Annotated in this window: 23 protein-coding genes and 1 pseudogene; 9 read left to right on the forward strand and 15 right to left on the reverse strand. The window is 43.7% G+C overall.

The genetic code is table 11. The features are described 5' to 3' along the window. Nucleotides 1-133 precede the first annotated feature (133 nt). The 4 genes from CHH58_RS14295 to CHH58_RS14310 form a co-directional block, all read right to left on the reverse strand. Nucleotides 134-1,639 carry a DEAD/DEAH box helicase gene (locus CHH58_RS14295; RefSeq protein ID WP_095228889.1) on the reverse strand — a complete coding sequence of 502 codons (1,506 nt, stop codon included), beginning with the start codon at nucleotides 1,637-1,639 and terminating at the stop codon, nucleotides 134-136. Between the two features lie 329 nt (nucleotides 1,640-1,968). Next, complete coding sequence (locus tag CHH58_RS14300; protein ID WP_095228887.1) at nucleotides 1,969-2,661, reverse strand: alpha/beta hydrolase; 693 nt, start codon at nucleotides 2,659-2,661, stop codon at nucleotides 1,969-1,971. 26 nt (nucleotides 2,662-2,687) lie between these two features. Then, nucleotides 2,688-3,215, reverse strand: a complete 528-nt coding sequence (locus tag CHH58_RS14305) for a YppG family protein (protein WP_095228885.1) — start codon at nucleotides 3,213-3,215, stop codon at nucleotides 2,688-2,690. 145 nt (nucleotides 3,216-3,360) lie between these two features. Further along, nucleotides 3,361-3,594, reverse strand: a complete 234-nt coding sequence (locus CHH58_RS14310; protein ID WP_095233534.1) for a glutaredoxin family protein — start codon at nucleotides 3,592-3,594, stop codon at nucleotides 3,361-3,363. A 192-nt stretch (nucleotides 3,595-3,786) separates the two neighbouring features. On the opposite strand from CHH58_RS14310, the gene CHH58_RS14315 reads away from it, so the two are divergent. After that, nucleotides 3,787-4,674 (forward strand): SDR family oxidoreductase, encoded by an 888-nt coding sequence (locus CHH58_RS14315; protein WP_095261359.1) that lies wholly within the window; start codon nucleotides 3,787-3,789, stop codon nucleotides 4,672-4,674. A 32-nt stretch (nucleotides 4,675-4,706) separates the two neighbouring features. Here CHH58_RS14315 and abc-f read toward each other — a convergent pair whose 3' ends face one another. From abc-f to CHH58_RS14340, 6 genes are all read right to left on the reverse strand, one after another. Then, a complete protein-coding gene (gene abc-f, locus CHH58_RS14320) occupies nucleotides 4,707-6,329 on the reverse strand; it encodes a ribosomal protection-like ABC-F family protein (protein ID WP_170937641.1) in 1,623 nt (540 codons plus the stop codon). Between the two features lie 166 nt (nucleotides 6,330-6,495). Further along, a complete protein-coding gene (locus tag CHH58_RS18935; protein WP_430980845.1) occupies nucleotides 6,496-6,603 on the reverse strand; it encodes an RAxF-45 family protein in 108 nt (35 codons plus the stop codon). Between the two features lie 63 nt (nucleotides 6,604-6,666). Next, the gene (locus CHH58_RS14325) at nucleotides 6,667-7,563 is read right to left on the reverse strand and encodes a YegS/Rv2252/BmrU family lipid kinase (protein ID WP_249275145.1); all 897 of its coding nucleotides are present in this window, start codon (nucleotides 7,561-7,563) and stop codon (nucleotides 6,667-6,669) included. Nucleotides 7,564-7,645: 82 nt separating this feature from the next. After that, on the reverse strand, nucleotides 7,646-8,986 hold the full coding sequence (locus CHH58_RS14330; RefSeq protein WP_095228875.1) for an Nramp family divalent metal transporter: 1,341 nt from the start codon (nucleotides 8,984-8,986) through the stop codon (nucleotides 7,646-7,648). Between the two features lie 129 nt (nucleotides 8,987-9,115). Then, nucleotides 9,116-9,436, reverse strand: a complete 321-nt coding sequence (locus CHH58_RS14335) for a thioredoxin family protein (RefSeq protein ID WP_095228873.1) — start codon at nucleotides 9,434-9,436, stop codon at nucleotides 9,116-9,118. A 65-nt stretch (nucleotides 9,437-9,501) separates the two neighbouring features. Beyond that, nucleotides 9,502-10,641: a CapA family protein gene (locus CHH58_RS14340; RefSeq protein WP_095262718.1), complete on the reverse strand. Its 1,140-nt coding sequence runs from the start codon at nucleotides 10,639-10,641 to the stop codon at nucleotides 9,502-9,504. A gap of 132 nt (nucleotides 10,642-10,773) precedes the next feature. Between CHH58_RS14340 and CHH58_RS14345 the strand changes: the two genes are divergently transcribed. Next, the gene (locus tag CHH58_RS14345) at nucleotides 10,774-11,238 is read left to right on the forward strand and encodes a cupin domain-containing protein (protein ID WP_095261361.1); all 465 of its coding nucleotides are present in this window, start codon (nucleotides 10,774-10,776) and stop codon (nucleotides 11,236-11,238) included. Here the strand turns inward: CHH58_RS14345 and argS are convergent, their stop codons facing one another. Beyond that, nucleotides 11,239-12,921 carry an arginine--tRNA ligase gene (gene argS / locus CHH58_RS14350; protein ID WP_095262719.1) on the reverse strand — a complete coding sequence of 561 codons (1,683 nt, stop codon included), beginning with the start codon at nucleotides 12,919-12,921 and terminating at the stop codon, nucleotides 11,239-11,241. It lies immediately after the preceding gene. A 366-nt stretch (nucleotides 12,922-13,287) separates the two neighbouring features. Between argS and CHH58_RS18210 the strand changes: the two genes are divergently transcribed. From CHH58_RS18210 to CHH58_RS14375, 6 genes and pseudogenes are all read left to right on the forward strand, one after another. Further along, entirely contained in the window at nucleotides 13,288-13,425 is a 138-nt protein-coding gene (locus tag CHH58_RS18210) for a YfhE family protein (protein ID WP_141235024.1), read from the forward strand. Nucleotides 13,426-13,528: 103 nt separating this feature from the next. Then, nucleotides 13,529-14,227: an ABC transporter ATP-binding protein gene (locus tag CHH58_RS14355; protein ID WP_095228865.1), complete on the forward strand. Its 699-nt coding sequence runs from the start codon at nucleotides 13,529-13,531 to the stop codon at nucleotides 14,225-14,227. Further along, nucleotides 14,224-15,540: an ABC transporter permease gene (locus tag CHH58_RS14360; RefSeq protein WP_095262720.1), complete on the forward strand. Its 1,317-nt coding sequence runs from the start codon at nucleotides 14,224-14,226 to the stop codon at nucleotides 15,538-15,540. The genes CHH58_RS14355 and CHH58_RS14360 overlap by 4 nt, the downstream gene beginning before the upstream one ends. A 72-nt stretch (nucleotides 15,541-15,612) precedes the next feature. Beyond that, nucleotides 15,613-16,593, forward strand: a pseudogene (locus CHH58_RS14365) (LacI family DNA-binding transcriptional regulator); the annotation flags it as partial. A gap of 118 nt (nucleotides 16,594-16,711) precedes the next feature. After that, on the forward strand, nucleotides 16,712-18,178 hold the full coding sequence (locus tag CHH58_RS14370) for a glycoside hydrolase family 32 protein (protein WP_095262772.1): 1,467 nt from the start codon (nucleotides 16,712-16,714) through the stop codon (nucleotides 18,176-18,178). A gap of 26 nt (nucleotides 18,179-18,204) precedes the next feature. Beyond that, a complete protein-coding gene (locus CHH58_RS14375; RefSeq protein WP_095262721.1) occupies nucleotides 18,205-19,596 on the forward strand; it encodes a sucrose-specific PTS transporter subunit IIBC in 1,392 nt (463 codons plus the stop codon). 75 nt (nucleotides 19,597-19,671) lie between these two features. Here CHH58_RS14375 and CHH58_RS14380 read toward each other — a convergent pair whose 3' ends face one another. The 4 genes from CHH58_RS14380 to CHH58_RS14395 all read right to left on the reverse strand — a co-directional run bounded on the left by CHH58_RS14380 (nucleotide 19,672) and on the right by CHH58_RS14395 (nucleotide 24,015). After that, the gene (locus CHH58_RS14380; protein ID WP_095233522.1) at nucleotides 19,672-19,974 is read right to left on the reverse strand and encodes a YkvA family protein; all 303 of its coding nucleotides are present in this window, start codon (nucleotides 19,972-19,974) and stop codon (nucleotides 19,672-19,674) included. A 108-nt stretch (nucleotides 19,975-20,082) separates the two neighbouring features. Further along, nucleotides 20,083-21,909, reverse strand: coding sequence for a translational GTPase TypA (gene typA / locus CHH58_RS14385; RefSeq protein ID WP_095220110.1), 1,827 nt, complete (start codon nucleotides 21,907-21,909; stop codon nucleotides 20,083-20,085). Between the two features lie 100 nt (nucleotides 21,910-22,009). Further along, nucleotides 22,010-23,326: a sensor histidine kinase gene (locus tag CHH58_RS14390; RefSeq protein ID WP_095261364.1), complete on the reverse strand. Its 1,317-nt coding sequence runs from the start codon at nucleotides 23,324-23,326 to the stop codon at nucleotides 22,010-22,012. Next, on the reverse strand, nucleotides 23,323-24,015 hold the full coding sequence (locus CHH58_RS14395) for a response regulator transcription factor (protein WP_095220108.1): 693 nt from the start codon (nucleotides 24,013-24,015) through the stop codon (nucleotides 23,323-23,325). Before CHH58_RS14395 ends, CHH58_RS14390 begins: the two co-directional genes overlap by 4 nt. A 178-nt stretch (nucleotides 24,016-24,193) precedes the next feature. On the opposite strand from CHH58_RS14395, the gene CHH58_RS14400 reads away from it, so the two are divergent. Continuing rightward, on the forward strand, nucleotides 24,194-25,582 hold the full coding sequence (locus CHH58_RS14400) for a S1C family serine protease (RefSeq protein ID WP_095234682.1): 1,389 nt from the start codon (nucleotides 24,194-24,196) through the stop codon (nucleotides 25,580-25,582). Nucleotides 25,583-25,706 lie beyond the last annotated feature (124 nt).

Here is a 25,706-nt window from a genome sequence, read left to right on the forward strand (position 1 = left end):
CCCCCTCTTCAGTTTTACCATACGTTTCGACTAGAAATTTGTTTCGTTTTTGAATGAAAAAAGAGTCTTGGAAATACTCCTCCAAGACTCTTGCCATAAAAAAAAGACACCCTTTCAGGTGTCTTTTTTTTTATTAGTTATCGTTGTTGCGTTTGCCACGGTAGCCGCCGCCACCGCTGCCATTACGTTTGCCTTGTCCTTGGTAGTTACGGCCACGCGAGTTGCTGTTACGGCCATAGCTGCCGCCGCGTCGTTCGCCGCCACCGCCACGGGAACCGCCGCCACGATATTTCTTTTTGTCCTTGAAGTTGCCTTTTACGCTGATTGGAGCAATGGACGTAATACGAACCGGTGTATTACGACGCTCTTTTGTCAGCATTTTCAAAGCAGCTGCAACAACTGTTTCAGCACCGAACTGGTTGATAAGTTCGTTTGCTTTTTCGTTGTATGCATTTAGATCTTTGTTTTCAATCGTACGAAGCATTTTATCGATAGCAATCTGCTGCTGTCCTTGTGCTGCTTCGTCATTTGTCGGAGCATCTTTACGTGCAATCTTGCTCTTCGTTGTTTTTTCGATCAAATGCAGGTGAGAAACCTCTCTTGGCGTGATAAAGGAGACAGCTTGTCCTGCTTTACCAGCACGTCCTGTACGACCGATACGGTGTACATAGCTTTCCGGATCCTGCGGGATATCGAAGTTATATACATGCGTTACGTTAGAGATATCAAGACCACGTGCAGCAACGTCAGTCGCCACCAAAATTTCTACACGGCCATTTTTAAATTTGTTCAACACGGACATACGCTTGCCTTGTGTAAGATCGCCATGAATACCTTCTGCGCGGAAACCGCGAGCCTGCAAGCCTTCTGTCACTTCATCAACACGTTTTTTCGTTCTGCCGAATATAATTGCCAATGTTGGCTCATCGATATCAAGCAAGTTAGAAAGTGTATCGAATTTCTGTCTTTCTTGAACTTCGATGTAAGTCTGATCGATATTCGTTACAGTCATTTCTTTAGATTTCACTTTAACTTCTGTTGGGTCTTTCATCAATCTTGTACCGATATCACGGATTTCTTTCGGCATTGTCGCACTGAATAGCAACGTCTGGCGCTCTTCAGGGATAGATTTAAGAATTTCACGGATATCATCAATAAAGCCCATGTTAAGCATTTCATCTGCTTCATCCAATACAGCAGTATGCACATTGCTAATATTAATCGTTTTACGGCGGATATGGTCAAGCAGTCGACCAGGAGTCGCTACGACGATATGCGGGCCTTCTTTTAAAGAACGGATCTGACGGTCCATATGCTGACCGCCGTAAACTGGAAGTGTACGGATTCCTTTGAATTGACCAAGACGGTGCAGCTCTTCTCCTACCTGGATAGCAAGCTCACGAGTCGGCGCAATAACCAAACCCTGAATCTGACGTTTAGAGCGGTCGATCTTGCTGATCATCGGGATACCGAATGCAGCCGTCTTACCAGTACCAGTCTGGGCTTGACCTAGTACGTCTTTTCCTTCTAGTGCGAAAGGAATCGTCTCAGCCTGGATTGGTGTCGCCTCTTCAAATCCCATCTTATCTAATGCTTTCAAAATTGGTTCCGAAATACCTAATGAACTAAATGTTGTCAATTTCTAATTACTCCTTTATATAAAAAAGTCTCACTGATGAAGCACGGCAGTTATACACAATAAAAAAGCCTTCCTCCACGCTTGGGAAGAGGCCTTAAGCAAGCATTCATTGGATTTAATAATAGTAACACACTATTTGTCCGAATTCTACCTATATCTATGATTACACGTACATATACGTGCTTTATTTATCATTAAAGCCCTTCCAAATGTCTAACAGTATCTTTTGGAAATCGTTATATTGTTTTCAAGCAGCAATCATACCGGCTTTCACAGCTTTGGTTCTATTTTCTCCCTCAGAGTGGATCTTAAACCCTCGTCGGAAAAAATTAAGCCTCCATTAAAAATTCCTCAACTTGCGTACAAATTTGATCTTTATCCGGTCCAAGGCATAAAAGATGCCTCGATTCATCAAAAAGAACCATCTTCTGTTTCTGCGAGCCAAGATGTTTATGCAAATAGTTGACCGTACGGTGCGGCACCATGCTGTCTTGGATCCCCTGCACGATGAATACCGGACAAGAGACAGCAGGCAATGCTTTTTTCGTATAGTCAATACATTTTTTAAATTCCCAAAAGGCGCGGAACGGAATTCTTCCTTTTTTATCTTCCCGCAGTTTGCTCAAATCATCCAAAATATCGCCGCTCAATTGCTTTTTCATGTTTTGCCAAGCCTCAATCGTCAGCAGTTTCCAGTTCAAATATTTACCCGATGCTGATAACAGCACAAGCTTGTCAGCACCGTATTTTGCCGCTAGATGAGAGGCGATCATTCCGCCCATTGAAAACCCTATTACATAGACCTGGGAGCTTTCTTTTGCAAGCCGCTCATATGCTTCCTCACAGGCCTTAATCCATTCCCTGTGCCCGACTCCGCGAAGAGACAGCTCATCTGCCTTTCCATGACCAGGCAAAGCGACCATTTCCACTTTCCATTCAGTATGGTTCATTAAATGCTCAGTTAAGGGCTCCACCTCGTACGTACCACCGGTGAAGCCGTGGATACACAATATTCCAGTCATTCGATCATCTTCGCTTTCTTTAATGTTTATCTCAGTATCTTCAAAAAAGAACCGAGTGATTTTACGATGGGAGAAACCTGCTGAACCGTCGATGCCATCTGCCCAACAGTCGACATCATCTTATTGATATCCATTTGGCCATTCTTATCCTGAAAATAAGTTGCCAGCCCTTTTGTCAGCTGCGCTTGCTGCTTTGGCTGCTGGATATTTGTCGGTTGGGCATACGAATGCCAATACGGTGCTAGAGGCGGTTTTTTGAAATACTCATACGGCGTCACCTGCTGCGGCGGCTGCGCTTGCTGTGCTTGCTGCCACCCTCCCCACTGACTGAAGTACTCGGGAGGATATGGATTATAGGTATAAGGCTCAGTCTGTCTGTTAGTATCACCAACATTTTCATTTGCTTGCATCCATGTATGATCATACATTTTATCATTATATTGCTCTGTAGGCTCAGTTTGAAAAACAGGCTCATAATAATAACGCTGTCGGCCATCGCTCATCTGTTGTTGCTGCACATGGGAGCGTGGCTCTGTCGTATTATAATAATACATCTCCACACACCTTTCCTATTTCTACTTTATCGTATGTTAGGCGAAGGAAGGGCGTTATTCTTAACCATAAAAAGAAAGCAAAAACCACCGCAGAGATTTTTGCTCAATAGCTGAAATGTTTCCGTGAGGTATTCATTCTGTTAATTTACCCAAGCATCTGCTGAAGCTTGTTTTTCTGGAATCCGTGCATCTTTTCTCCATCGATCAGGACGAGCGGAGTGCTGTATACGGAATGTGCTTGCATTTCCTTCAATACAGCAGGAGCATTTGTGATATTTTTGACACTGTACGAAATGTCCCACTTATCAAGCTGATCTATCACTTGCTCGCATTGCTTGCAGTTATCACTGATGTATATTTCCACATTGCGATGTCTCATCTGTATTCTCCTTTTGTCTCTTATCCATGTTGTTCTACCAAAAATTACCCCTAAATCTAGTACTTAAAACCTATTTTTAATAAAATTTACGTTTCTTTTTATGCAACCCATTACATTACAAAAATGCAGTTTGAGTTCTTCCATACGTGGTATCAATAGCATATACACGAAAAGAAAAGGAGCTGTCTTAACATGCCAAAAGATCCAAGAACACAATATTACCATGAAACGTATCCGAAACAATATCAGGATCCGCCCGGATTGCAAAAGGAAATGGACCCAAAGCCTGACTGCGGGGAAGAAAGCTATAAAGGTTCCGGAAAACTAACTGGCAGAAAGGCACTTATTACAGGAGGAGACTCCGGTATCGGCCGTGCAGCTGCTATTGCTTATGCAAGAGAAGGCGCCGATGTAGCTATTAACTATCTACCAGATGAACAGCCTGATGCAGAAGAAGTGAAGGAACTAATTGAGGCGGAGGGTAGAAAAGCCGTACTTATTCCTGGTGACCTTCGAAATGAAAGATTCAACTATAAGCTTGTAGAGGAAGCAGTTGAGCAATTAGGAGGTCTCGATATCCTTGCACTTGTCGCTGGTAAGCAGCAAGCTGTTGAGGACATTGCAGACTTGACAACCGAACAGCTGAAAGCGACATTCGAAACGAATGTATATCCGCTTTATTGGCTGACAAAAGCCGCTCTACCACATCTGCCAGCAGGATCCTCCATCATTACTACAACATCTGTAGAAGGATTTAACCCTTCTCCGATGCTATTGGATTACGCAGCTACGAAAAGCACAATCATCGGGTTCACAAAGGGGCTTGCGAAGCAGATTGCCGATAAAGGTATCCGCGTGAACTCTGTTGCACCAGGTCCAATTTGGACACCATTGCAAATTTCCGGCGGACAGCCTCAGGAAAACATTCCTGAATTTGGCTCCAACACACCGCCAACTCCTGCAGGACGCGCAGGTCAGCCAGTTGAGCTTTCCAGCGTGTATGTGTTCCTTGCATCTGAGGAATCCAGCTATGTTAGCGCGCAAGTATACAGCATCACTGGCGGAATTCCGACAGCATAAAGAAAAGCTGCGAGCACATGCTCGCAGCTTTTCTATTGTTTACCTACCTTCCAATGGTTCTTTGTCTCTTCATAATTACCCAGATAACGATGCAGCACCCCGTTCTCTAAGTAAGCAGTCTGATCAAAACAGGAATTCAGCAAATGTCGATCATGGCTGATACCAAGCACTGTTCCATTGAAACGCCCAAGAGCTTCCTCCAGTACTTCCCTTGATTCCAAATCGAGATGGTTCGTCGGTTCATCCAAGATAAGCAAATTGATACCTTGATGCATGAAAATGGCTAGTTTCAGTCTCATTCTTTCTCCCCCGCTTAGGCGACCGATCGGCTGGAAGACAGCGTAGCCATAGAACATGAATGCTGCCAGCAAATGCCTTGCTTCTGCTTCAGTCACAGAGATCACTGTTCGAAAATAATCAATCATTCGCATAGCTGGATCTGCATCCTCTAATGCATGCTGCGGCAGGTAGCCCACCTGCACTGCACTCCCGACTTTGACAATTCCGCTGTCAGCACTTAAACTGCCAAGGACTATCTTGATCAGTGTCGACTTGCCGCTGCCGTTATCGCCTACAATTGCTACTCTTTCTTTATAGCGTACATGCAGCATAATATCCCGCAGTACTTCCTTGTCACCAAAACACTTACTGATTGATTCCAAGCGAATGACATCTTCGCCGCTGCGTTCATCTGCAGAAAGCTTTAGCTTCATTTTAGCTGGATCAATATTCGGTCTGGATAGTTTCTCCATTCGCTCCAATGCCCGTTCCATATTACGCGCACGCTTATGCAATCCTTCATTCGGCGGGTTCGCCTGATTTGCCCATAATCTCAATCGTTTGATGGTCTCTTTCATTTTTTTGATTTTTTTCTGCTGTTCTTTGTACGCTTCGAATTCCTGTAAGAGCTTCGCTTCCTTTTGCTTCAGATAAGAGGTGAAATCTCCGGTATAGACCGTCACCTCCCCATCCTCCAAATCAGCAATACGCGATACAGTTGCATCCAGGAAATATTGATCATGCGAGATGATACATATTGCTCCCCCATAATTCGCCAGAAAGTTTTCCAGCCATTCAATGGCTGATAAATCAAGATGATTTGTCGGCTCATCCAACAGCAGCAGATCTGGCTGCTGCAGGAGAACATACGCCAAGCCGACCTTTGTTTTCTCCCCTCCGCTCAGTTTGGCGAAAGGTTTCTCCAACAGCTGCGCGATATGCAAGCCGTTCGCTGTCCGCGCAATTTGTGCATCCATTTCATAGCCGCCTGCTTCTGCAAATGCGGTTTGCACCTCTCCATAAGAAGCCAATGCTTTCTCCATTTTTTCTGGATCCAACATTTGCTCCTCTAATTTCCACATTCTTTCCTGCAAAGCAGCAAGATCCTCGAATGCACCCATCAAGTACTGCTTAACAGTGCCTGCATGCCCAACAGGAAGCTGCTCCAAATAACCTATTTTTGCTTGCTTGCGTATAAATACTTGCCCATCGTCACAAATCTCCGTACCGGTGATCAATTTAAAGATTGTTGATTTACCACTGCCATTTCGACCTACTAGACCTAGCTTTTCTCCTGGTTTCAGCTCCAGGTTCAGCTTTTCAAACAATATATTACCGCCCATGATTTTCTTGACGTCCTTCAATGTTATTAACATGTTATCCGCTCCTTTTTCTATAAAAAAAAGCCAGACAGGGAGACTGTCTGACTCTGACAAATGAGAAATAAGGGTACAAAAAAACCACACGCAGGTGTGGTTCTCCGAAACGCCTTTTCTTTTTAATCGTGTCGTAGAGAGATAGATCCTGCACATTATCCATTATTCAGTTGGTAAAAAAGGGCATACGTATCCCGTTACCAACAAAACCATGAATAATCGCGCGGCGATGCAATAGATTCTTATCGGCTTCACGCGAAAGTGTGTGCAACATCTGATTCCCCTCCTTTTCCTTGTAAGTATTTCCAGTATAGAGGGTATGAATTGAATTGTCAAACTATTCTCCAATTATCATTTCAAGGTGTCCAGGCAGGATTTTCACTTCACCCGACGTCTCATGATAGACCTCTCCATCCATATCAATCGGTTTGCCAGCAGGTGATAAAAAACGAATTTTCTCAGCTTCCTGAATACCTATCTCAGTCAGATCTGACAGAACCGTTTTATCTTGTTTCATCTGGAGGAGTTCTTTAAAACTGGTTAGATTAGAGTTTTTTACAAATATAACATGCAGCTTACCATCATCCGGCCTGATATTTGGCCCTGCGAACTCTCTTGTACCGATAAATCGACCGTTCATCACCAAAATCATAACTGCTTCTCCAGCTAATTTTTCACCGTCAATTTCCATTTCATATGAAAATGGTTCTGCCTGATTAACCGTTCTTAAGGTGCTAATAAAATAAGATAGCACGCCCAAGCGGGCTTTCTGATCTTCATCGATATTATTCGATGCATCCGCAATAAGCCCCACTCCCCAGAAATTTAAGAAGTACGAATCCTCATACTGGCCAATGTCTATTGATGCAGTTTTCCCGCCAGCGATTGCCTCTGCTGCTTTCCCTAGATTTTGCGGCAGACCTAACATGCGGCTGAAGTCATTGCAAGTACCTCCGGGAATGATTGCAACTGTTGGCCGCTTCGGTAAAGGTGCAATAGCATTGATGACTTGATGGATGGTACCGTCACCACCGTGTATAATCAATAAATCAATACGCTCTGCAACCTCCCGGCTATAGCTCACCAATTCCTCCAGATCCTTCGTTTGCATGACCTCTAGCTGTTTAATCGACGCCGCTAGCTTTGGCAGTGTTTGTCCCAGTTCACGTTCCATGAGGTCATCATCCATGTTTCCATTCACTAAATATACAGCACGTTCGAATGTTTGCATCATTCTCCTCTCCTTCCCTATTATCGTTCCCTGCACCTTAGACCAGCTAAACTATGGCAAATAAAAAAGCCGGCGGAAACCGGCTTTATAATGCATGTCCTGTCACGATCATATATCCGAGCATGAACGCATTCAGTGACACAATCAATCCTGTTGCTGTCCACGCAAGCACTTTGATATGAGGCTTATTCACAAATGAGCCCATCTTCTTCTTACTGCTTGTAAACAACACAAGCGGAATAACGGCAAAGGACAACTGCAGGCTAAGGATTACCTGACTCCAAACGAGTAAATCACCTGTGCTTGAAGGGCCGTAAATTCCGACAACAATAAGCGCCGGAATGATGGCGATAATCCTTGTAACAAGTCGTCTGACCCAAGGTTTTATGCGGAATTGAATGAATCCTTCCATTACTATCTGTCCAGTCAATGTTCCTGTAATAGTCGAAGACTGACCAGATAAAAGCAGCGCAAACCCGAACAGGAAGCTAGCAGCTCCAGCACCAATAGCAGGACTTAACAGCTTGTATGCATCTTCAATACCTTCCACATGCTGTCCGATTGTATGGAAAGCAGCTGCACCAAGGATTAAAATCGCTGAATTGACGAAGAAAGCAACACCGAGCGAGAAGGTCGAGTCTATATACGCAAATTTTACTGCTTCCTTCTTACCCTTTTCTGTATCCTGGTAATTCCTTGTTTGCACAATGGAGGAATGCAGATACAAGTTATGCGGCATCACAGTTGCACCGAGAATACCAAGTGCCAGGAACAAGATCGATGGGTCAGTCACTATTTCCGGTGAAGGGATATAACCTTTTATTGCTTCCGAAAGTGCAGGATGTGAGAAAATCATCTCGAAAAGAAAGCACCCTGCGATAGTTATCATCAGTACAGTAATGATCGCTTCCATCCAGCGGAATCCTTTTTTCTGTAATAAAAGCAACAGAAGAACATCCAACGCTGTAATGACTATGCCTACCATAATCGGTATGTGAAATAGCAAATTAAGTGCTATGGCAGAACCTAATACCTCGGCCAAATCCGTTGCTATAATGGCAAGCTCTGTCAGCAGCCATAGTACCACGACCACTTTAGGATGAAACGCATCCCTTGTCGCCTGCGCTAAATCACGTCCAGTTGCGATTCCGAGCTTGGCAGCCAGCCCCTGCATGAGCATGGCGATTAAGTTAGAAAGCAGGACGACGGAAAGCAGCATATAGCCAAAGGAAGAACCTGCTGAAATGGAAGTCTCCCAGTTACCCGGATCGATGAAACCGACTGCCACAAGAACACCCGGTCCCATAAAAGCGAATAGCTTCTTGAAGAAGTTTCCGTTTTCCGGAATAGCAACACTATGGTTCGACTCTTCCAGACTCGCATCACCCGCTCTGCTAAGCCACCCCTTATCTCTTTCTTTTCCCATAAAAATCGCTTCTTTCTTGTTATTATTAGCGCAAGTTTACCAAAGGAAACATTTTTAGTCAAAGAAAAGATGCTGCTATTAAAAAAGCTTTCCTGTTGATTCAGGAAAGCTTTTCGGTTTACAAATTAATTATCCAAGCTGCTGTTGGAGGAACGCGATAACCTCTTCAGGGGATTTCGCATTTGCACTATGCAAGTGCGCCAGCTTTTCACCGTTTTGGAATAGGAGAATACTTGGAATTCCCATTACATCCTGCTCAGCGGCAACATCAGGTACCTCATCATTATTCAACTCATACCACTTATAATTGCCATATTCCGCTAGCACCTGATCGATAAACATATTCATACGCGTGCAGTCCGGACACCAGTCTGCGAAGAATTTAACGATGACCGGCTCTTCACTCAAGATAACTTCTTTGAACTTTTCTTTAGTATTGATTTGTTCCATTGTTTGTTTCCCCCTTCTGCTTTTCCTTCTAAAGATACGGTACACACAAGGCGGAAATCAAGCAGTTAGCTCGATGCATTCGTTTCAATGAAGGAAAGATCTGGCGCAAGCTTTGCCATATGCTTCTTCTTTGCTTCATAATCACTTTTCATTTCCGGCACTTGATACATCGGCTGAATACGGTAATGCTTCCAATCAGTAAAAGATAAGTACGTGAGAAGCATTCTTGGGGCCTTCGCAGTTACCGTCTTTCCTTCTTTCTCAATATCAAATTGAAAAGCAGCACCTATGCGACGATCCGTTTCTTCCTGAGCAGCGAGGAAATTCCCGAGAGAATAGATGACGAGAGTTTTATTCCCCTCTTTTCCTGTCAGCCATTCAACAGGCTGCAACACATGGGGGTGGCAGCCTAAAACTGCTGTCGCACCCTGGTCAGCAACGAACTGAGCAAGGTCCTTTTGCTCCTCGTTAGGATCATCTTCATATTCAACACCGAAATGTAAACTAACAATAATAGCATCTGCTTGCTGTTTAGCTCGGCTGATGTCATCTTTTATCTTCTGCTTATCGATCAGATTGACTAGATAGTCCTTGCCCTTGGGGACAGCAATTCCGTTTGTTCCATACGTATAGCTAAGAAAAGCGACCGAGATACCTTCTGCTGTTTTTTCTATCGTTAGCTTTTCTCTATCTTCCTTGTTCGCATACGCACCAGTATATGCCATTTTGATCTTCTCGTACTGAGCAGCGGCATGCTTCACTCCAGCTTCTCCTTGATCCAATGTATGGTTATTAGCCATCGTGACTACATCGACTCCCACATCCTTCAAGGTGTTGCCAATTTCATCGGGACTATTGAAGGTCGGATAAGTGGATACACCTAGCGCTTCCCCACCCATAATGGATTCCTGGTTGCCAACAGTGAGTGTCGTACTATCTAAGTAGGGCTTAACATCTTGAAAAATCGGATCAAAGTCATAGCCTGTCTTTGTCTTCGCGTTCGTATAAATCGAGCTATGCAGGAGCACATCGCCAATGGCTGTAACGGAAATCGACTGACTAGCAGGCATCTCTTTCGGTTCCAGTTCAACTATATTTTGCTGCACTGCCTGTACCGCTTCTGTTTGTTGTTTCGGAACTCCTCCACTGCATGACGTAAGAATGACAAGACCCGCCAATGCGACAAAAAATGCTTTTATTTTCATGCGTAACCGCCTGTCTCTGAGTATTTATCCGTATTATAAACGCAGTCTCACATGAAAAATAGTATGATTTGCATAAAAAGGAATATAATTATCGAATAGTCGGGTAAATGACAAAGAAAAAGGAGGTATACCATGCAAAAATTCCATTTCCAAGACGATGGCACCTATCCAAATAATAAACTCCCTGTTCTTTATTACCGGAATGCTATCAACCATACTGATACAATGCGGGAATTATTCAATTCAAATCAATGGCGTAATAGCTGGGTAAATGGCATCTTCCCTTATCATCACTATCACAGCACCGCCCATGAGGTACTCGGTGTTTTGAGTGGTCATGCAACTGTTCAGCTGGGCGGACCAGATGGTGAACAGCTGAATATATCTCGCGGAGATGTGATTGTGCTGCCTGCAGGAACGGCCCACAAACGGATTCAGGAATCTATTGATTTCCAAGTACTTGGCGCTTATCCGGACGGCATGTCCTTTGATACGAAAACGGACAAGCCAGACGAATACGACCAAGCACTACAGCAAATCCCGAATGTCCCGATACCGAAGCAGGACCCTGTTACTGGAAATTCGATCTGGAGCTAATTACATTTGTCTCGGTGCATGTATCCCCAAGAGACGGAGACCTTCTTCCAAAACTGATGCAACAGCCTCGACAACTGCCAAGCGGGCACCGAGTTTCTCATCTTCTTCCAGGATACGTACTTTTCCATAATAGCTGTTGAATGCTTGGGCAAGATCAATCACATACTTTGCGATTCTGGAAGGATCATAGTTGATTGCTGCATTGCCAACTGCACCCGGGAACTGCAGCAGCAGGGAGAGAATCGGCCAAGCAGCAGCAGCTGTCTCTTCATCGACTTCCAATACGCCCTGAATTTCCCCTCCCTTAGCCAGCAACGTACAAGCTCGAGCATGCGTATATTGCACATATGGTCCTGTCTCTCCTTCCACACGGAGCATATCTTCTAACGAAAAATCGATATCATGGATACGTTCATGCTTTAAGTCATGGAAAAGTACAGCACCGACTCCAACCTGTCTCGCCACTTCTTCTTTATCTGGCAAGTTCGGATTTTTTTCTGCAATGTTAGTGGCTGCCAACTGGATTGCCTGCTCCAGCACTTTATCAAGCAGTACTAACTTTCCTTTTCTGGTCGACATTTTCTTTCCATCCTGCAGTACCATACCAAATGGAATATGGTTGATTCCCTCAGCCCACTCATAGCCCATTTTATCCAAAACAAGTTTCAGCTGCTGGAAATGCAGGCTCTGTTCATGTCCGACGACATACAGACTTTTAGAAAACTGGTATGTTTCCTTACGGTAAATTGCCGCAGCAAGATCACGTGTTGCATATAGTGTAGCGCCATCTTTTTTCTTGATCAAACTAGGCGGTAGATCAAATTCATCCAAACGCACTACCTGGGCACCTTCCGACATACTGAGCAGTTTTTTCTGCTCCAATTCCTTTACTACACGTTCCATTTTGTCATTGTAGAAGGCTTCTCCTGCATCTGAATCAAAGTGTACGCCCATTATCTCGTAAACACGCCCGAACTCCTCCATTGATACGTCACGGAACCAGCGCCAAAGCTTATTTGCATACGCATCTCCTTGCTCTAATTTTCGGAACCAGTCTCTGCCTTCCTGTTCCAGCTGCTCATCCTGAGCTGCTTCTTTATGGAAACGGACATACAGCTTCAGCAGCTCCGGAATCGTATTGGCACGTACCTTCGCTTCCTCGCCCCATTTTTCATAGGCACAGATAAGCTTGCCAAATTGCGTGCCCCAGTCACCAACATGATTGATTCTTACAACCTCATAGCCTTGCTTTTCAAGCAAAAGACTGATGCTGTTTCCGATGACTGTAGAGCGCAGATGCCCCATCGAGAAGGGCTTTGCAATATTAGGAGAAGAAAGATCGATTGTCACTGTCTGACCTTGACCGATAGCTGTACTTCCATATGCTACACGCTGCTGATGAATATCTTTTACCACGCTGCTGCCAGCAAGCTTTTTATCTAGTGTGAAATTTACATACCCGCCCACTGCCGTAATAGCAGAAAATTCTTCATGTGATAATTCTGCTGCTAGTTCAGCTGCAATGCTCTGCGGCGACTGCCTCTTTTCCTTCGCCAAAGCAAAGCATGGAAAAGCATAGTCTCCATGGTGGAGCTGTTTCGGTCTCTCGATTTGTTTCATCGTTTCCTCTGCTGGCTTGTTCAATGCATTTGCTAATAATTCCGCTGCACTTAATTTGTACATTTCTTATTTCCTCCTTCAAATAAAAAAACCGCCTCTTCCACTTGGAAGAGACGGTTTAATCCGCGGTGCCACTCTAATTGTCCTAATCGGACCTGCTCAATTAGATAACGGAAATGATGTTTCCCGGCAGCCCCTACTTAGCGTTCGTTCAGGGCTGCAGCCAAGAAAGTCCGGTTCCTGCTGCTTTCCACATCCCGCTTCCACCATCCGGGACTCGCTTTTGTTTCCAGCTGCAGTACTCTCTTTCTTATCGGCACACATATATTGTTCTTTATTATAGCTGTTCTTTTAGAAGATGCAACCCCTGTTTAGATTATAAGGTCCAGGGGCACACTTTTGATAACCTGTAAAAAGGAGGATGATCGCATGGCTAAGCAATATGGCAACTATCAGCCTGTACGTATGAATGGCGTTAGTTTATCCGATGCCCGCGAAGTGACATTTGGCAAAGAGTTCAAACGCGCGGATATCGCCGGCGGTTTCCGCCAGAAGAAAAACAAATAAGCATGATGAATCCTGCCGTCTGAAAAGACAGCAGGATTTTTTTGTATACTTTTTCTTCTTGCTAGCGTCGTTATTAATAGCAGGCAAAACAGGGGGAGAAAAAATGATAACGATCAAACAAGTATCTCATCACTACACGATGGGAAAGAAAGCAAAAGAAACGATAGTTCCCGTATTGCACGGAATTGATTTACACGTAGGAAAAGGAGAAATTGTCAGCCTCATCGGTAAGAGTGGTTCCGGCAAGTCAACTTTATTGCATATTATCGGCGGGTTTATTCAGCCAACCAGCGGTGAAGTAGCAATTAATGGAACAATGATAACCGGCTGGGATGAGGGAAGATTAGCTGATTTCCGTCTGGAGCATATCGGCTATATTTTTCAAAACTTCCAGCTGATACCGAGCATGACCGCGGCTCAAAATATCGAACTACCGCTCATTTTGAACGGAACACCGAAACAAAAGCGTAAGCAAAAAGTTGAGGACATATTACGCCAAGTTGAGCTGGAAGCATTTCCAGAGCATTACCCTTCCGAATTATCAGGCGGACAACAGCAGCGCGTTGCGATTGCCAGAGCACTTATACTTGATCCGCCACTTATTTTAGCAGATGAGCCAACTGGAAGCTTGGATAGCGATACAGAAGCAGACCTACTTTCTCTCATTCGCAAATTGAATAAACAAGCTGGCATCACATTCCTTATCATCACACATGATCAAGAAGTTGCAGCAATTGCAGACAGACAGCTGGAAATCAGAGATGGCCAAATGCTAAAAGTGAAAGGTGTGATGCCGGTATGACATTCAAAGATAAGTGGCGTTTTGTCCAGCAGAATATGAAGAAGAATAAGGTTCGTGTGTTCATGACGATACTCGCAGCTGCCATGGGAAGTTGTTTTCTGATCGTCCTGGCGTCTGTCGGTTTTGGTTTGCATGACTCGTTAATCAAAGACGAGCTGGAAAGCAGAGCTGTAACAAAGATTGATATCTACGGTACAAGTGATGAGGATCAGCTAGGTTTTACGACAAAAAACATTTCTGAATTAAAGCAGATTGAAAATGTCGATGCAGTGCGACAGATTCAAAGTCTGGATGAAACTAACTTTCATCTAGACGGGTATACGAACGAGATGCCTTCTGCTATTGCTGTTGATTTTGAAAACGAAAAACAGGCAGGGATTGAACTTGGCAGCGGGAGATTGCCTGAGAAAAAAAATGAGATCGTCGTCAGCAGTGATTTTGCTAAATTCTTAGGGAAAGATGGCGTCGAAGAAAAGGACAAGTTTGCAGAGGATGGTACGATAAAGTCTGAACATCTATACAAAGAAGAGGTCCTCAACAAAGAAATCGAGCTTGAGGTATCTACTTTTCCGGAGGATGGGAGCGAGCCTCGCACAGCAACGGAAAAAGTCCAGATTGTCGGGATTGAAGCAGCACCAGCAAATGAATACATCTACACTAATTCCGTGAAGACGACTCTTGAATTGAAAAGAACGCTTGATGAAGCATTACATGTAACAGACAGTTATACAGAGCAGGGAGATCCGCTGTTCGACCAAGTAGAAGTTTATGCTTCCAATGCGGAATCAGTAGAAACCATCTTGAAATCCTTGGATGAGAAAGGCTATTTAGCTTATTCGAATTTAGAGGAGCTGAAAAACATCAACATTTTATTTAATGTTGCGAAAGCCGGACTTATAATCGTAGGTACGATTGCGGTCTTAATCGCCTCTATCGGAATTTATAATACAATGACGATGGCAGTAACCGAGCGAGCACCTGATATCGGCATCATGAAAGCAATCGGAGCAAATCCTAAAACAATCAAACAAATTTTCCTTATGGAGAGTACTTTTATCGGACTGGCTGGCGCTCTAATTGGTACAGCTGTCGCTTATTTAATCAGCTTCCTTGTGAATGCCGGAGTTCCAATGATATTAGAGCAGATATTTGAAGAGGAAATCCCTGCCACTTTGCAGCTTTCTTCTATTCCGTTTCTTTTGGCTGCCATTAGCATCACTATTTGTCTGGTAGTTACAATCCTCTCTGGATCAAGACCAGCGAAACAGGCAACAAATGTGGATGTACTGCGGGCCTTGCGGCGGGAAATCTAGTCTCTATGACAAGTCCGTCATTCTCATAGTATACTGAGGAAAACCAATGCTTTTTGAAAGGAAAGGAAAGAAAAGATGAAGACTATAGCAGATATTGCAGATCTGGCTGGAGTTTCAAAAAGTACGGTATCTCGCTATTTGAATGGCGGTTCTGTCAGTACAGCCACAAAGAAAAGGCTGGAGCGTATTATAAACGAACAAAAATATGTACCAAATACTTTTGCCCAAAGTCTGAAGGCTAAGAAAACTGCTATGATCGGAATTATCGTTCCACGTCTGGATTCCTTTGCTGCCTCTCATACGATGATGGGGATTGATGAATCCTTACGCAGGCAGGGCTATCAATTACTGATTGCAAGTGCTAATCAGGAGGTCAGTCGGGAGATTGAAGCTATTCATAACTTTGCAAGACAGAAGGTCGCAGGCATCATCCTCATGTCTACACAAATTACAACGGAGCACTTGCAAGCTATAAAAGAAGCAAGTATACCAATACTATTAGTGGGCCAGCAGCACCCTTTACTTCCCAGCTTGATACATGACGATTATGAGGCAGGCAAGATGATGGGTGAATTTGTTGTAGAGCAAGGGCATCATCAAATAATTTACCTAGGCGTTACGGAACGTGATATTGCAGTGGGCATCGAACGGAAGCGCGGTTTCCGCGAGGCACTTGAACGTCATAACCGCTATGCTGATTATCTGGAAACAAGCTTTCGGATGCAAGATGCGATGGTGTTGGCACAAAACTTCCTTTCCAAAACAGAAGCTACAGTGATTGTCGGTGCAACCGATAACATCGCCTTAGGTATAATCAAAGCAGCACATCAACTTAACCTTCGAATTCCTGTCGATATATCAATTGCCGGATTTGGTGGTTATGATACAGCAGAGATAGTCACACCAGCTTTGACTACGGTTAAATACGATTACTTAGACGCCGGGAAAAGAGCAGGTGAAAAAATTGTACAGCTTGTCGAGGATGAATACTGCGAGAACCTCACCACCTACCCTGTGCAATTAAAAAGGCGTGAAAGCGTTGACATAATATAAGACACAGTATATGCTATTACCAAAGAAACCGGTTCCATCACTTATGGACTTGAATCTTTGGTTTTTTTTAATTCAATTTGGAACCGGTTCCGGAAAATGTTTGGAAAGTGGTGATAAGATGACAAATGCAGATAAATACCGCCTATTATCGGATGCTGCCCCTGATGAGTTGGAAAATTTGTCAAAGCGGGTCAATGCCTCTCCTTGGAGACAGCATTACCATGTTCAACCCCCTATCGGATTATTGAACGATCCAAATGGATTTGGCTATTTCAATGGCCAGTACCATCTCTTTTACCAGTGGCACCCATTTGGTCCCGTCCATGGAATGAAGTATTGGTATCATGTAACATCGACTGATTTGGTTCATTGGGAAGACATGGGGATTGGGATAGAACCCGGAGACGAATATGACTCACATGGCGCTTACTCAGGCAGTGCCTTGGCTGAGGATGGAAAGCTCTACCTCTTTTACACCGGTAATACTAGGGATAAAGACTGGATGAGGCATCCTTATCAATGTCTTGCAGTGATGGATCAAGACGGAAATATCACAAAACAAGAAACTCCAATCATTGATGCCCCCCCTCCAGGCTACACCGCCCATTTCCGTGATCCTAAAGTATGGAAAGCAGCTGACCGATTCTATGCAGTTTTAGGTGCACAGCGTCTGAATAAAACAGGATGTGTGCTGATTTATAAATCAGATGATATGCATATTTGGTCATTCATGGGGGAGCTGAAAACCTCCTTTGCTGATTTCGGATATATGTGGGAATGTCCTGATTATTTCGAGTTAGGAGAAAAAGGTGTCCTTCTCTTTTGCCCGCAAGGATTATTAGCAGAAAAAGATCGTTTTGAAAATATTCATCAAGCTGGCTATTTGATGGGTGAGCCAATTAACCCTGAAAATCCGCACTTTCAGCATGGCAACTTCATGGAACTAGATAGAGGTTTCGATTTCTATGCTGCGCAAACCACCCTTTCACCTGATGGTAAGCGCATCCTCATTGGATGGATGGGACTTCCCGATACTAATTATCCAACAGATATGCATGGCTGGGCGCATTGCCTTACTCTTCCGAGAGAACTTAGCATCAAAGATGGCATACTGCTGCAGCGACCTGTGAAGGAAGTAGAACTGCTTCGAAAAGAGAAATATACTGCTTCTCATACAGTACACAATACTAAGATTCAGCTCGCAGAAATAAATGGATCTTCTTATGAATTGTTTTGTGAATTGTGTATGGATGGTGCTGCAAAAGCCGGAATTTCTTTTCGAACTGGAGATACGGAAGAAACGCTGCTTTATTATGACGCAGTTTCTAAGTACGTTGTCTTAGACCGAACACGGTCAGGTGCAGCGATGAAAAATGATAATGGAAGCATTCGACGTTATGCCTTAGATGCAAGAAAAATAACACTCAGATTGTTTGTCGATCAGTCATCTGTCGAGATTTTCATCAATGACGGGGAGGCCGTTATGACCGCAAGGATATTTCCAGAAAATGATAGTAACGGTGTTGCCTTCTTTACTGAAGGAGGAAATGCAAAATTTGACGCAGTGCAGTGGCTGTATCAATAGATTTAATCCTGAAAGGGTGATATATAATGACTGATAACAGGAAAATTGCTGAGGAAGTCATCGAAGCAATCGGAGGAAAAGAGAACGTTTCCTCTTTAGCTCATTGTGCAACTCGCCTACGGATCGTCGTACATGATAAGGAGAAGATTGATAAGGAGAAAGTCGAAAATATCGATAAGGTTAAAGGTGCATTTTTTAACTCTGGACAATACCAAATCATTTTTGGAACCGGTACTGTAAATAAAATCTATGATGAGCTGCAGGAAATCGGTATCGGTGGTGCATCTGTACAGGAAGTTAAACAAGCTGCTAAAAAGGAAGGGTCTGCTTTCCAACGGGCAATCCGGACTTTCGGGGATGTCTTCGTACCGATCATCCCCGTCCTTGTCGCGACCGGTTTATTTATGGGACTACGTGGTCTGCTGACACAGGACCAAATTCTCAATCTATTCGGCTTGGTTCCAGCAGATATTCCCGCGAACTTCCTCTTATTTACGGAAGTTCTAACTGATACTGCATTTGCCTTTCTCCCTGCACTCGTCGCTTGGTCATCTTTTAAAGTATTCGGTGGAAGTCCTGTTTTAGGTATTGTATTAGGTTTAATGCTAGTCAATCCTGCTTTGCCCAATGCATATGAAGTAGCAAATGGATCAGCAGAAGCCATTACCCTATTTGGTTTTATACCTGTAGTAGGTTACCAAGGATCTGTACTGCCTGCTTTCTTCATTGGACTGATTGGTGCGAAATTAGAAAGAGCATTACGCCATCGTATAACAGAAGCTCTTGATTTGATTCTTACCCCCTTCCTTACATTGACTCTTATGATCACTTTGGGACTGTTTGCAATTGGTCCAATCTTCCATTCCCTTGAGGACCTTGTCTTAACTGGCACATTAGCTGTATTGGACTTACCATTCGGGATTGCTGGATTATTGATCGGTTCTCTCAATCAGCTAGTTGTGGTCACAGGTGTGCATCATATCTTCAACTTCCTTGAAATACAGCTATTGGAGAATCGCGGACTAAATCCTTTCAATGCAATCATTACATGCGGTATGGCTGCTCAAGGCGCTGCTTGTTTAGCTGTTGGTCTAAAGACAAAGGACGCTAAATTGAAGGCGCTAGCGTTACCATCATCTTTCTCTGCATTTCTTGGTATATCGGAACCCGCTATCTTTGGCGTCAACTTAAGATTCATTAAGCCTTTTATCATGGGACTGATTGGCGGAGGTGTCGGAGGTTTCCTTGCTTCCCTATTCGATTTAGCCGGAACAGGAATGAGTGTGACTGTCATACCAGGCACACTGCTCTATCTGAATAGTCAGCTTCCGTTTTATATCCTGATAAACTTGGTTGCTATGGCAGTAGCATTCACGCTAACTTGGATGTTCGGTTATAAAGATCCAAGGAGATTGTAAAGCAGTTCATCCTTTTTCTATAAATTGAGCAGTCCTGGATGAGACAAATTAAAAAGCGCCCAACTGGGCGCCTTATTATATATTTATAATTTTATTGTCGTTTCGATCAACATCAAACTTGTCTTTCAAATGTGCCGGAGCCATCTTTATGATGAGCTGCAGAATAAATGTTGCTACTGCAAGGTCATCCACGATACCGATTCCGATAAGGAAGTCAGGTATCAAATCGAATGGGAAGACAAAGTACAGGACAATCAATGCAACTGCTGTTACTTTCTTGGCTGCTGCCACCTCTTTGGCTGTGAAGAAAGCTTTCAAAAATGGAATCGACTTGCGGAAATTGAACAGAAAACGGAGCCTGCTCCATAGTCTGGTCATATCATCCTTCCTTTCTGCCCCAAATAGAGCTATTCCCATTTTAAGGGATAAAGGACTTTTTCACAACTTAAAAGCAAAAAGCCCAGCAATTTATGCTGGGCTTCTTTTTTATGCTTTTTTCTTTTTCGTAGCTTTTTCACGTTCGTTCTTGTTAAGGATTTTCTTACGAAGACGGATAGATTCCGGTGTTACTTCGCAATATTCATCATCGTTCAAGTACTCGATTGCCTCTTCAAGAGACAAGTCGCGTGTTTTACGAATTGTGGACGTTTGGTCCTTGTTTGCTGAACGTACGTTAGTTAGGTGTTTTTCCACAGTAATGTTAACTGTAAGGTCATTATCACGGCTGTGCTCACCAACGATCATTCCCGCATACACATCTGTACCAGGAGCTACGAAGATAATACCGCGATCCTCAAGTTTCATGATACCGTAAGTGGATGCTTTACCTTGTTCAAGGGCAACAAGTACACCTTTCGCTCTTCCGCCAACCTGACCAGCAATGACAGGCTCATACCCATCAAATGTGTGGTTCAAGATACCGAATCCGCGTGTCTGAGACATGAACTCAGTAGAATAACCGATCAATCCACGGGAAGGCACACGGAACTCAAGACGGACTTGACCGTTACCTTGGTTGATCATGTCAACCATTTCCCCTTTACGGGAACCTAAGGACTCCATTACAGCACCTGTGTAATCTTCCGGTACGTCTGCTTGTACGCGTTCTACCGGTTCACACATTTTGCCGTCGATTTCCTTAAGGATTACCTGTGGTTTGGACAATTGAAGCTCATAGCCTTCGCGGCGCATGTTCTCAATCAGGATGGAAAGGTGAAGCTCTCCACGTCCAGATACTGTCCAAGCATCAGGAGAATCAGTTGGATCTACACGAAGACTTACATCTGTCTCCAGCTGGTTAAGCAAACGTTCTTCGATTTTACGGGAAGTGATATATTTACCTTCTTTACCCGCAAACGGACTGTTGTTTACTAGGAATGTCATCTGCAATGTTGGTTCATCAATACGTGGAACCGGCAATGCTTCCTGAGCATTTACTGAGCAGACAGTCTCTCCAACGTTGATGTCCTCAAGACCAGCAACGGCAACGATGTCACCAGCTTTTGCTTCAGTGATTTCAATTCGTTTCAAACCGATGAAACCGAATAGTTTTGTAATACGGAAATTCTTCACAGAACCGTCTTTCTTCATCAGGGCAACCTGATCGCCGACTTTAACGGCACCACGGAAGATACGACCAACACCAATACGGCCAAGGAAGTCGTTGTAATCCAAGATAGTAACCTGGAATTGCAAGCCTTCATCAGAGTTATCGATTGGAGCAGGGATATTGTCCATGATTGTTTTGAAGATGGCATCCATGGATTCCACTTGTCCTTCAGGCTCTTCACCGGAAGTACCGTTCAATGCTGACGCATAGACAACTGGGAATTCAAGCTGGTCATCATCCGCACCAAGTTCGATGAATAGATCAAGTACTTCATCGATAACATGCTCAGGACGTGCACTCGGTTTGTCGATTTTGTTCACGACAACAACTGGAGTAAGTTTCTGTTCCAAAGCTTTTTTCAATACGAAACGAGTCTGAGGCATTGCGCCTTCATAAGCATCCACAACAAGTAAAACGCCGTCTACCATTTTCAGTACGCGTTCTACCTCACCACCGAAATCGGCGTGTCCTGGAGTATCCAATATGTTAATACGAGTATCGTTATAATTAATCGCAGTGTTTTTCGCAAGAATTGTAATACCGCGCTCTTTTTCCAAGTCATTGGAATCCATTGCGCGCTCATCCACGTGCTCATTATCACGGAAAGTACCAGAATATTTTAGCAACTGGTCAACCAAAGTCGTTTTCCCGTGGTCAACGTGGGCAATAATCGCGATATTGCGAATATCTTCTCTTAATTGCATGTATACATGTCTCCTCTTCTTCATGTAATCCTATCCGACTACAACCTGTTAATTATACCACAGTTCATGTGCGGCACAATAGGATAGGCAAACATTAACATTATAATATTATCGTAAAGCTTGCTCCGCCTAAGTCAGACTTCCCTGCTCGAATGATACCATTATGCCGTTCAACGATCGCACGGGAAATCGCGAGGCCGAGTCCAGTTTCCCCGCCTTCACCTTTCACAAAGCGCTGGAACATATTCGGCAACAAGTCCTCTGAAATGCCCGGACCATCATCAGAAATGGTTATCTCGACTTGCCGGCTACTGCTTGGCTGAACAGAGATATGCACCTGACTTCCAGCATGGCGGACTGCATTGGACGTTATATTCATCATTGCCCGAAGCAGTTTCTCTTTATCCCCATTAATCATAATTGCTGCAGGTTTATTGTAGGTTAGTTTTACATTTTTATCGCTCGCCAATGGCAAGGCACGATCTATGGTCAAGTCGACAAGCTCCTTGATCTCGATTGATTCTTCTTTATAGATACCCTCTTCACTATCCAGCTTAGCAAGCAGAATCATCTCATTAATCAGCTGTTTCAGACGATTAATTTCTGATACAACAACTTCAAGCCCATGCTCCTGATCCTTGCCTGTGAAGACACCATCCTTGATTCCTTCCGCATATCCTTGGATCGTCATGAGGGGTGTTTTCAATTCATGGCTGGCATTTTGGAAGAATTGACGCTGAGACGTAATATATCGATTCAATTCTTTAGCCATCTCAATCGCACTTTGCTCAACCTCTTTGATTTCACCGCTTGCTTTTACGGACTTAATATTATCGAATTCACGCCGTTGGATTTTCTTTAACTGATATTTCAATTCTGTCAGTGGTTTTACAAGGCGCTGTGTTAGGTAAGTGCTGATTAAAATAGCTATCATGACGCCAATTAAAAAGACAAGGAAGATGCGTTGGAAGAAACTTTCCTGTACCTCTTCTAGTTCCCTAATCGGCCGGAGAATGACCATATTTTGATTGGCGCTAGTTTCAATTGATTTGACTACATAACTATTTCGATTCTCCTGCCAAATTGTATTTTTTTGAGTTGGAGAAGTATCATATTTTTTTGCGAATCTTTCTGCATCTAATCGAACAAGGTTGGTATAGGTTACTTCCTCTGCTTCTTCATCATAAAGGAACATTTTGAGATCAAGTTTATTAAGCATAGTATCCAATGAATCAGCACGAATGGTATCTACACCACTGATTGCTGTAAGCAGAATCTGTCCACTTTCCTCCAGCTGCCTTGTCTCATTCGTAACAAGCAGTCCTTTAAGTTGCGAGTACAAGGTAATTGCTGTGAACCCCATCACAATAATAAGCAAAGTTGTAAATGCAATATTAAGTTGTGTCTTCAGTCTCATTCTTCGTTCATCCTGAACCGATAACCAAAGCCCCAGACTGTTTCAATTGGAATGCCGTCCATTTTCTTGCGAAGTCGTTTTACTAAATCATCAACAGCTCGATCGCTGCCGAAATAATCCTCTCCCCATACTTGTGTCAGCAATTCATCACGTGAAAAGGCACGGTTTGGATTCTGCACAAGTATTACGAGCATTTCGAATTCCTTCGCTGTTACTTCTACTTCTGCTTCATGCCAGTAAATCCGTCGTTCGCCTAATTGCAGCTGCAGGTTACCTGCTTGGAGATCCATTTGTTTCACTTGCTGTGTTTCTTGATTTGTCTGCGGATTCCATCTTTTAAACAGACGCTTTACACGTGCTACCAATTCCCTCGGACTGAAAGGTTTGGTCAAATAATCATCTCCGCCAAGCTCCAAGCCTAGAATTCTGTCGATTTCTTCATCTTTAGCTGAGATGATGATGATCGGCACCTCACTCGTTTGACGGATCTTATTACAAAGTGCGTATCCATCCATGCCCGGTAGCATGATATCCATGATCCACATGTCTGGTGTTTCTTTATCCGCAATCTCAAGCGCAAGCTCTGCTGTTTCCGCCACGCTGATCTGGTAGCCCTCTTTTTTCAGATAAGCTTCTACTATATTTCTTATATTATGATCGTCTTCGACAACGATTATATGATGTGACATTTGATCGTACTCCTTTCTCTCTACGGTTATTTTCCCACAAAATCGTAAAAAGAAAAGACTTTCCTGCTATTTGTCCATTCCACATATTTTACATAATTGCTCCGAAAAGATGCCAAATCCAGACAGTAGAATGAGTAGTATAGAACAACGAACACACAACATAAAAGAGGTGTCTTACATGAACAGAGACAATGACAACCCATACAATGAGTATCCAGATGATCAGCAACGCTCTTCTTCCTATGAACAAGAAAACTCCTACCCGGATGAAACGAATAAAATTTCCGAAAACGAAGAAGAACGGTCGAAATACAGCCAAGCTATTCAAGTAGACGAACCAATCAATCAGCCGCAGCAGCCAAAACAAAAAGGCAAGGTATGGACGAGCTTCGTCAGCGGGATTGCAGGAGGGATATTGGTACTCGCAATCGTTGCAGTGTTGGTATTTACGAATGTTTTATCCTTCGGCTCTAATGCTGCAAGCCCAGCAACCATGGGAACTAATAATACATCAACGACAAAATCAAGTAACCAGGCATTAGCAACACAAACAAGTACAGAAAACCTGACCACCGCTATACAAGACGCATCTGCAGCAGTAGTAGGAGTGGAAAATTTGCAGCAGACGGACTTATTCTCTGAATCGGAAGAAGCAGGATCTGGATCAGGTGTCATCTATAAAAAAGAAGGTGGCAAAGCGTACGTTGTTACTAACCATCACGTTGTTGATGGTGCAACCAGCTTGGAAGTTACTCTTTCTAACGGACAAAAGGAAAAAGCAACTTTACTAGGATCGGATGAAATCAGCGACTTAGCCGTATTGGAAATCGACGGAACAAATGTAGATCAAGTAGCAACATTCGGTACTTCAGATGACCTGACTGTCGGACAGCAAGCAATCGCTATCGGTAACCCACTAGGAGCTGAATTCGCTGGTTCTGTGACACAAGGTATCATCAGTGGACTGGATCGTTCTGTAGCTGTTGATTCCAATAATGATGGTACAGAGGATTGGGTAACAGAAGTATTGCAAACAGATGCAGCAATCAACCCTGGTAACAGCGGCGGTGCCTTGATAAACGCAAACGGCGAAATCGTCGGCATCAATTCTATGAAGATTGCCCAAGAAGAAGTTGAGGGTATTGGGTTTGCCATTCCGATTGATGCAGCTAAACCGATCATCAATCAACTTGAGTCAACTGGCAAAGTAGAACGTCCTTACATTGGGATCGGTGCAGTCAGCTTGGATCAAGTACCGCAAGTAAATGCGCAGGAAACATTGAACCTTCCTGAAGACGTGACACAAGGTGTTGTACTCGCTCAAGTAGTAGAAAGCTCTCCAGCAGCAGATGCTGGACTGCAGGAATACGATGTTGTAACGAAAATTGATGATCAAGATATTACCAGCATGGTCGACTTGCGCTCTTACCTGTATTCCGATAAAAATATCGGCGACGAGGTAACGGTTACGTATTACCGTGATGGGAAGAAGGAAACAACAAAGCTAACCCTAGCGAAGGAACAAACAACACAGTCCGATCAATCTACACAGCAACAACAACAATAAGCGTTGCTTATTGATCAGATAGATGGTGGCCGCACCCTTAACAAAAACATGATATCCCCAAAATGTCATTTTTAGCGGCCCACTACGCTCCCCCCAGAGCTTATCAAGAAAAAGCGATTTCCCA

Source organism: Terribacillus saccharophilus (genome assembly GCF_002272745.1).
Taxonomy (GTDB): domain Bacteria; phylum Bacillota; class Bacilli; order Bacillales; family Amphibacillaceae; genus Terribacillus; species Terribacillus saccharophilus_B.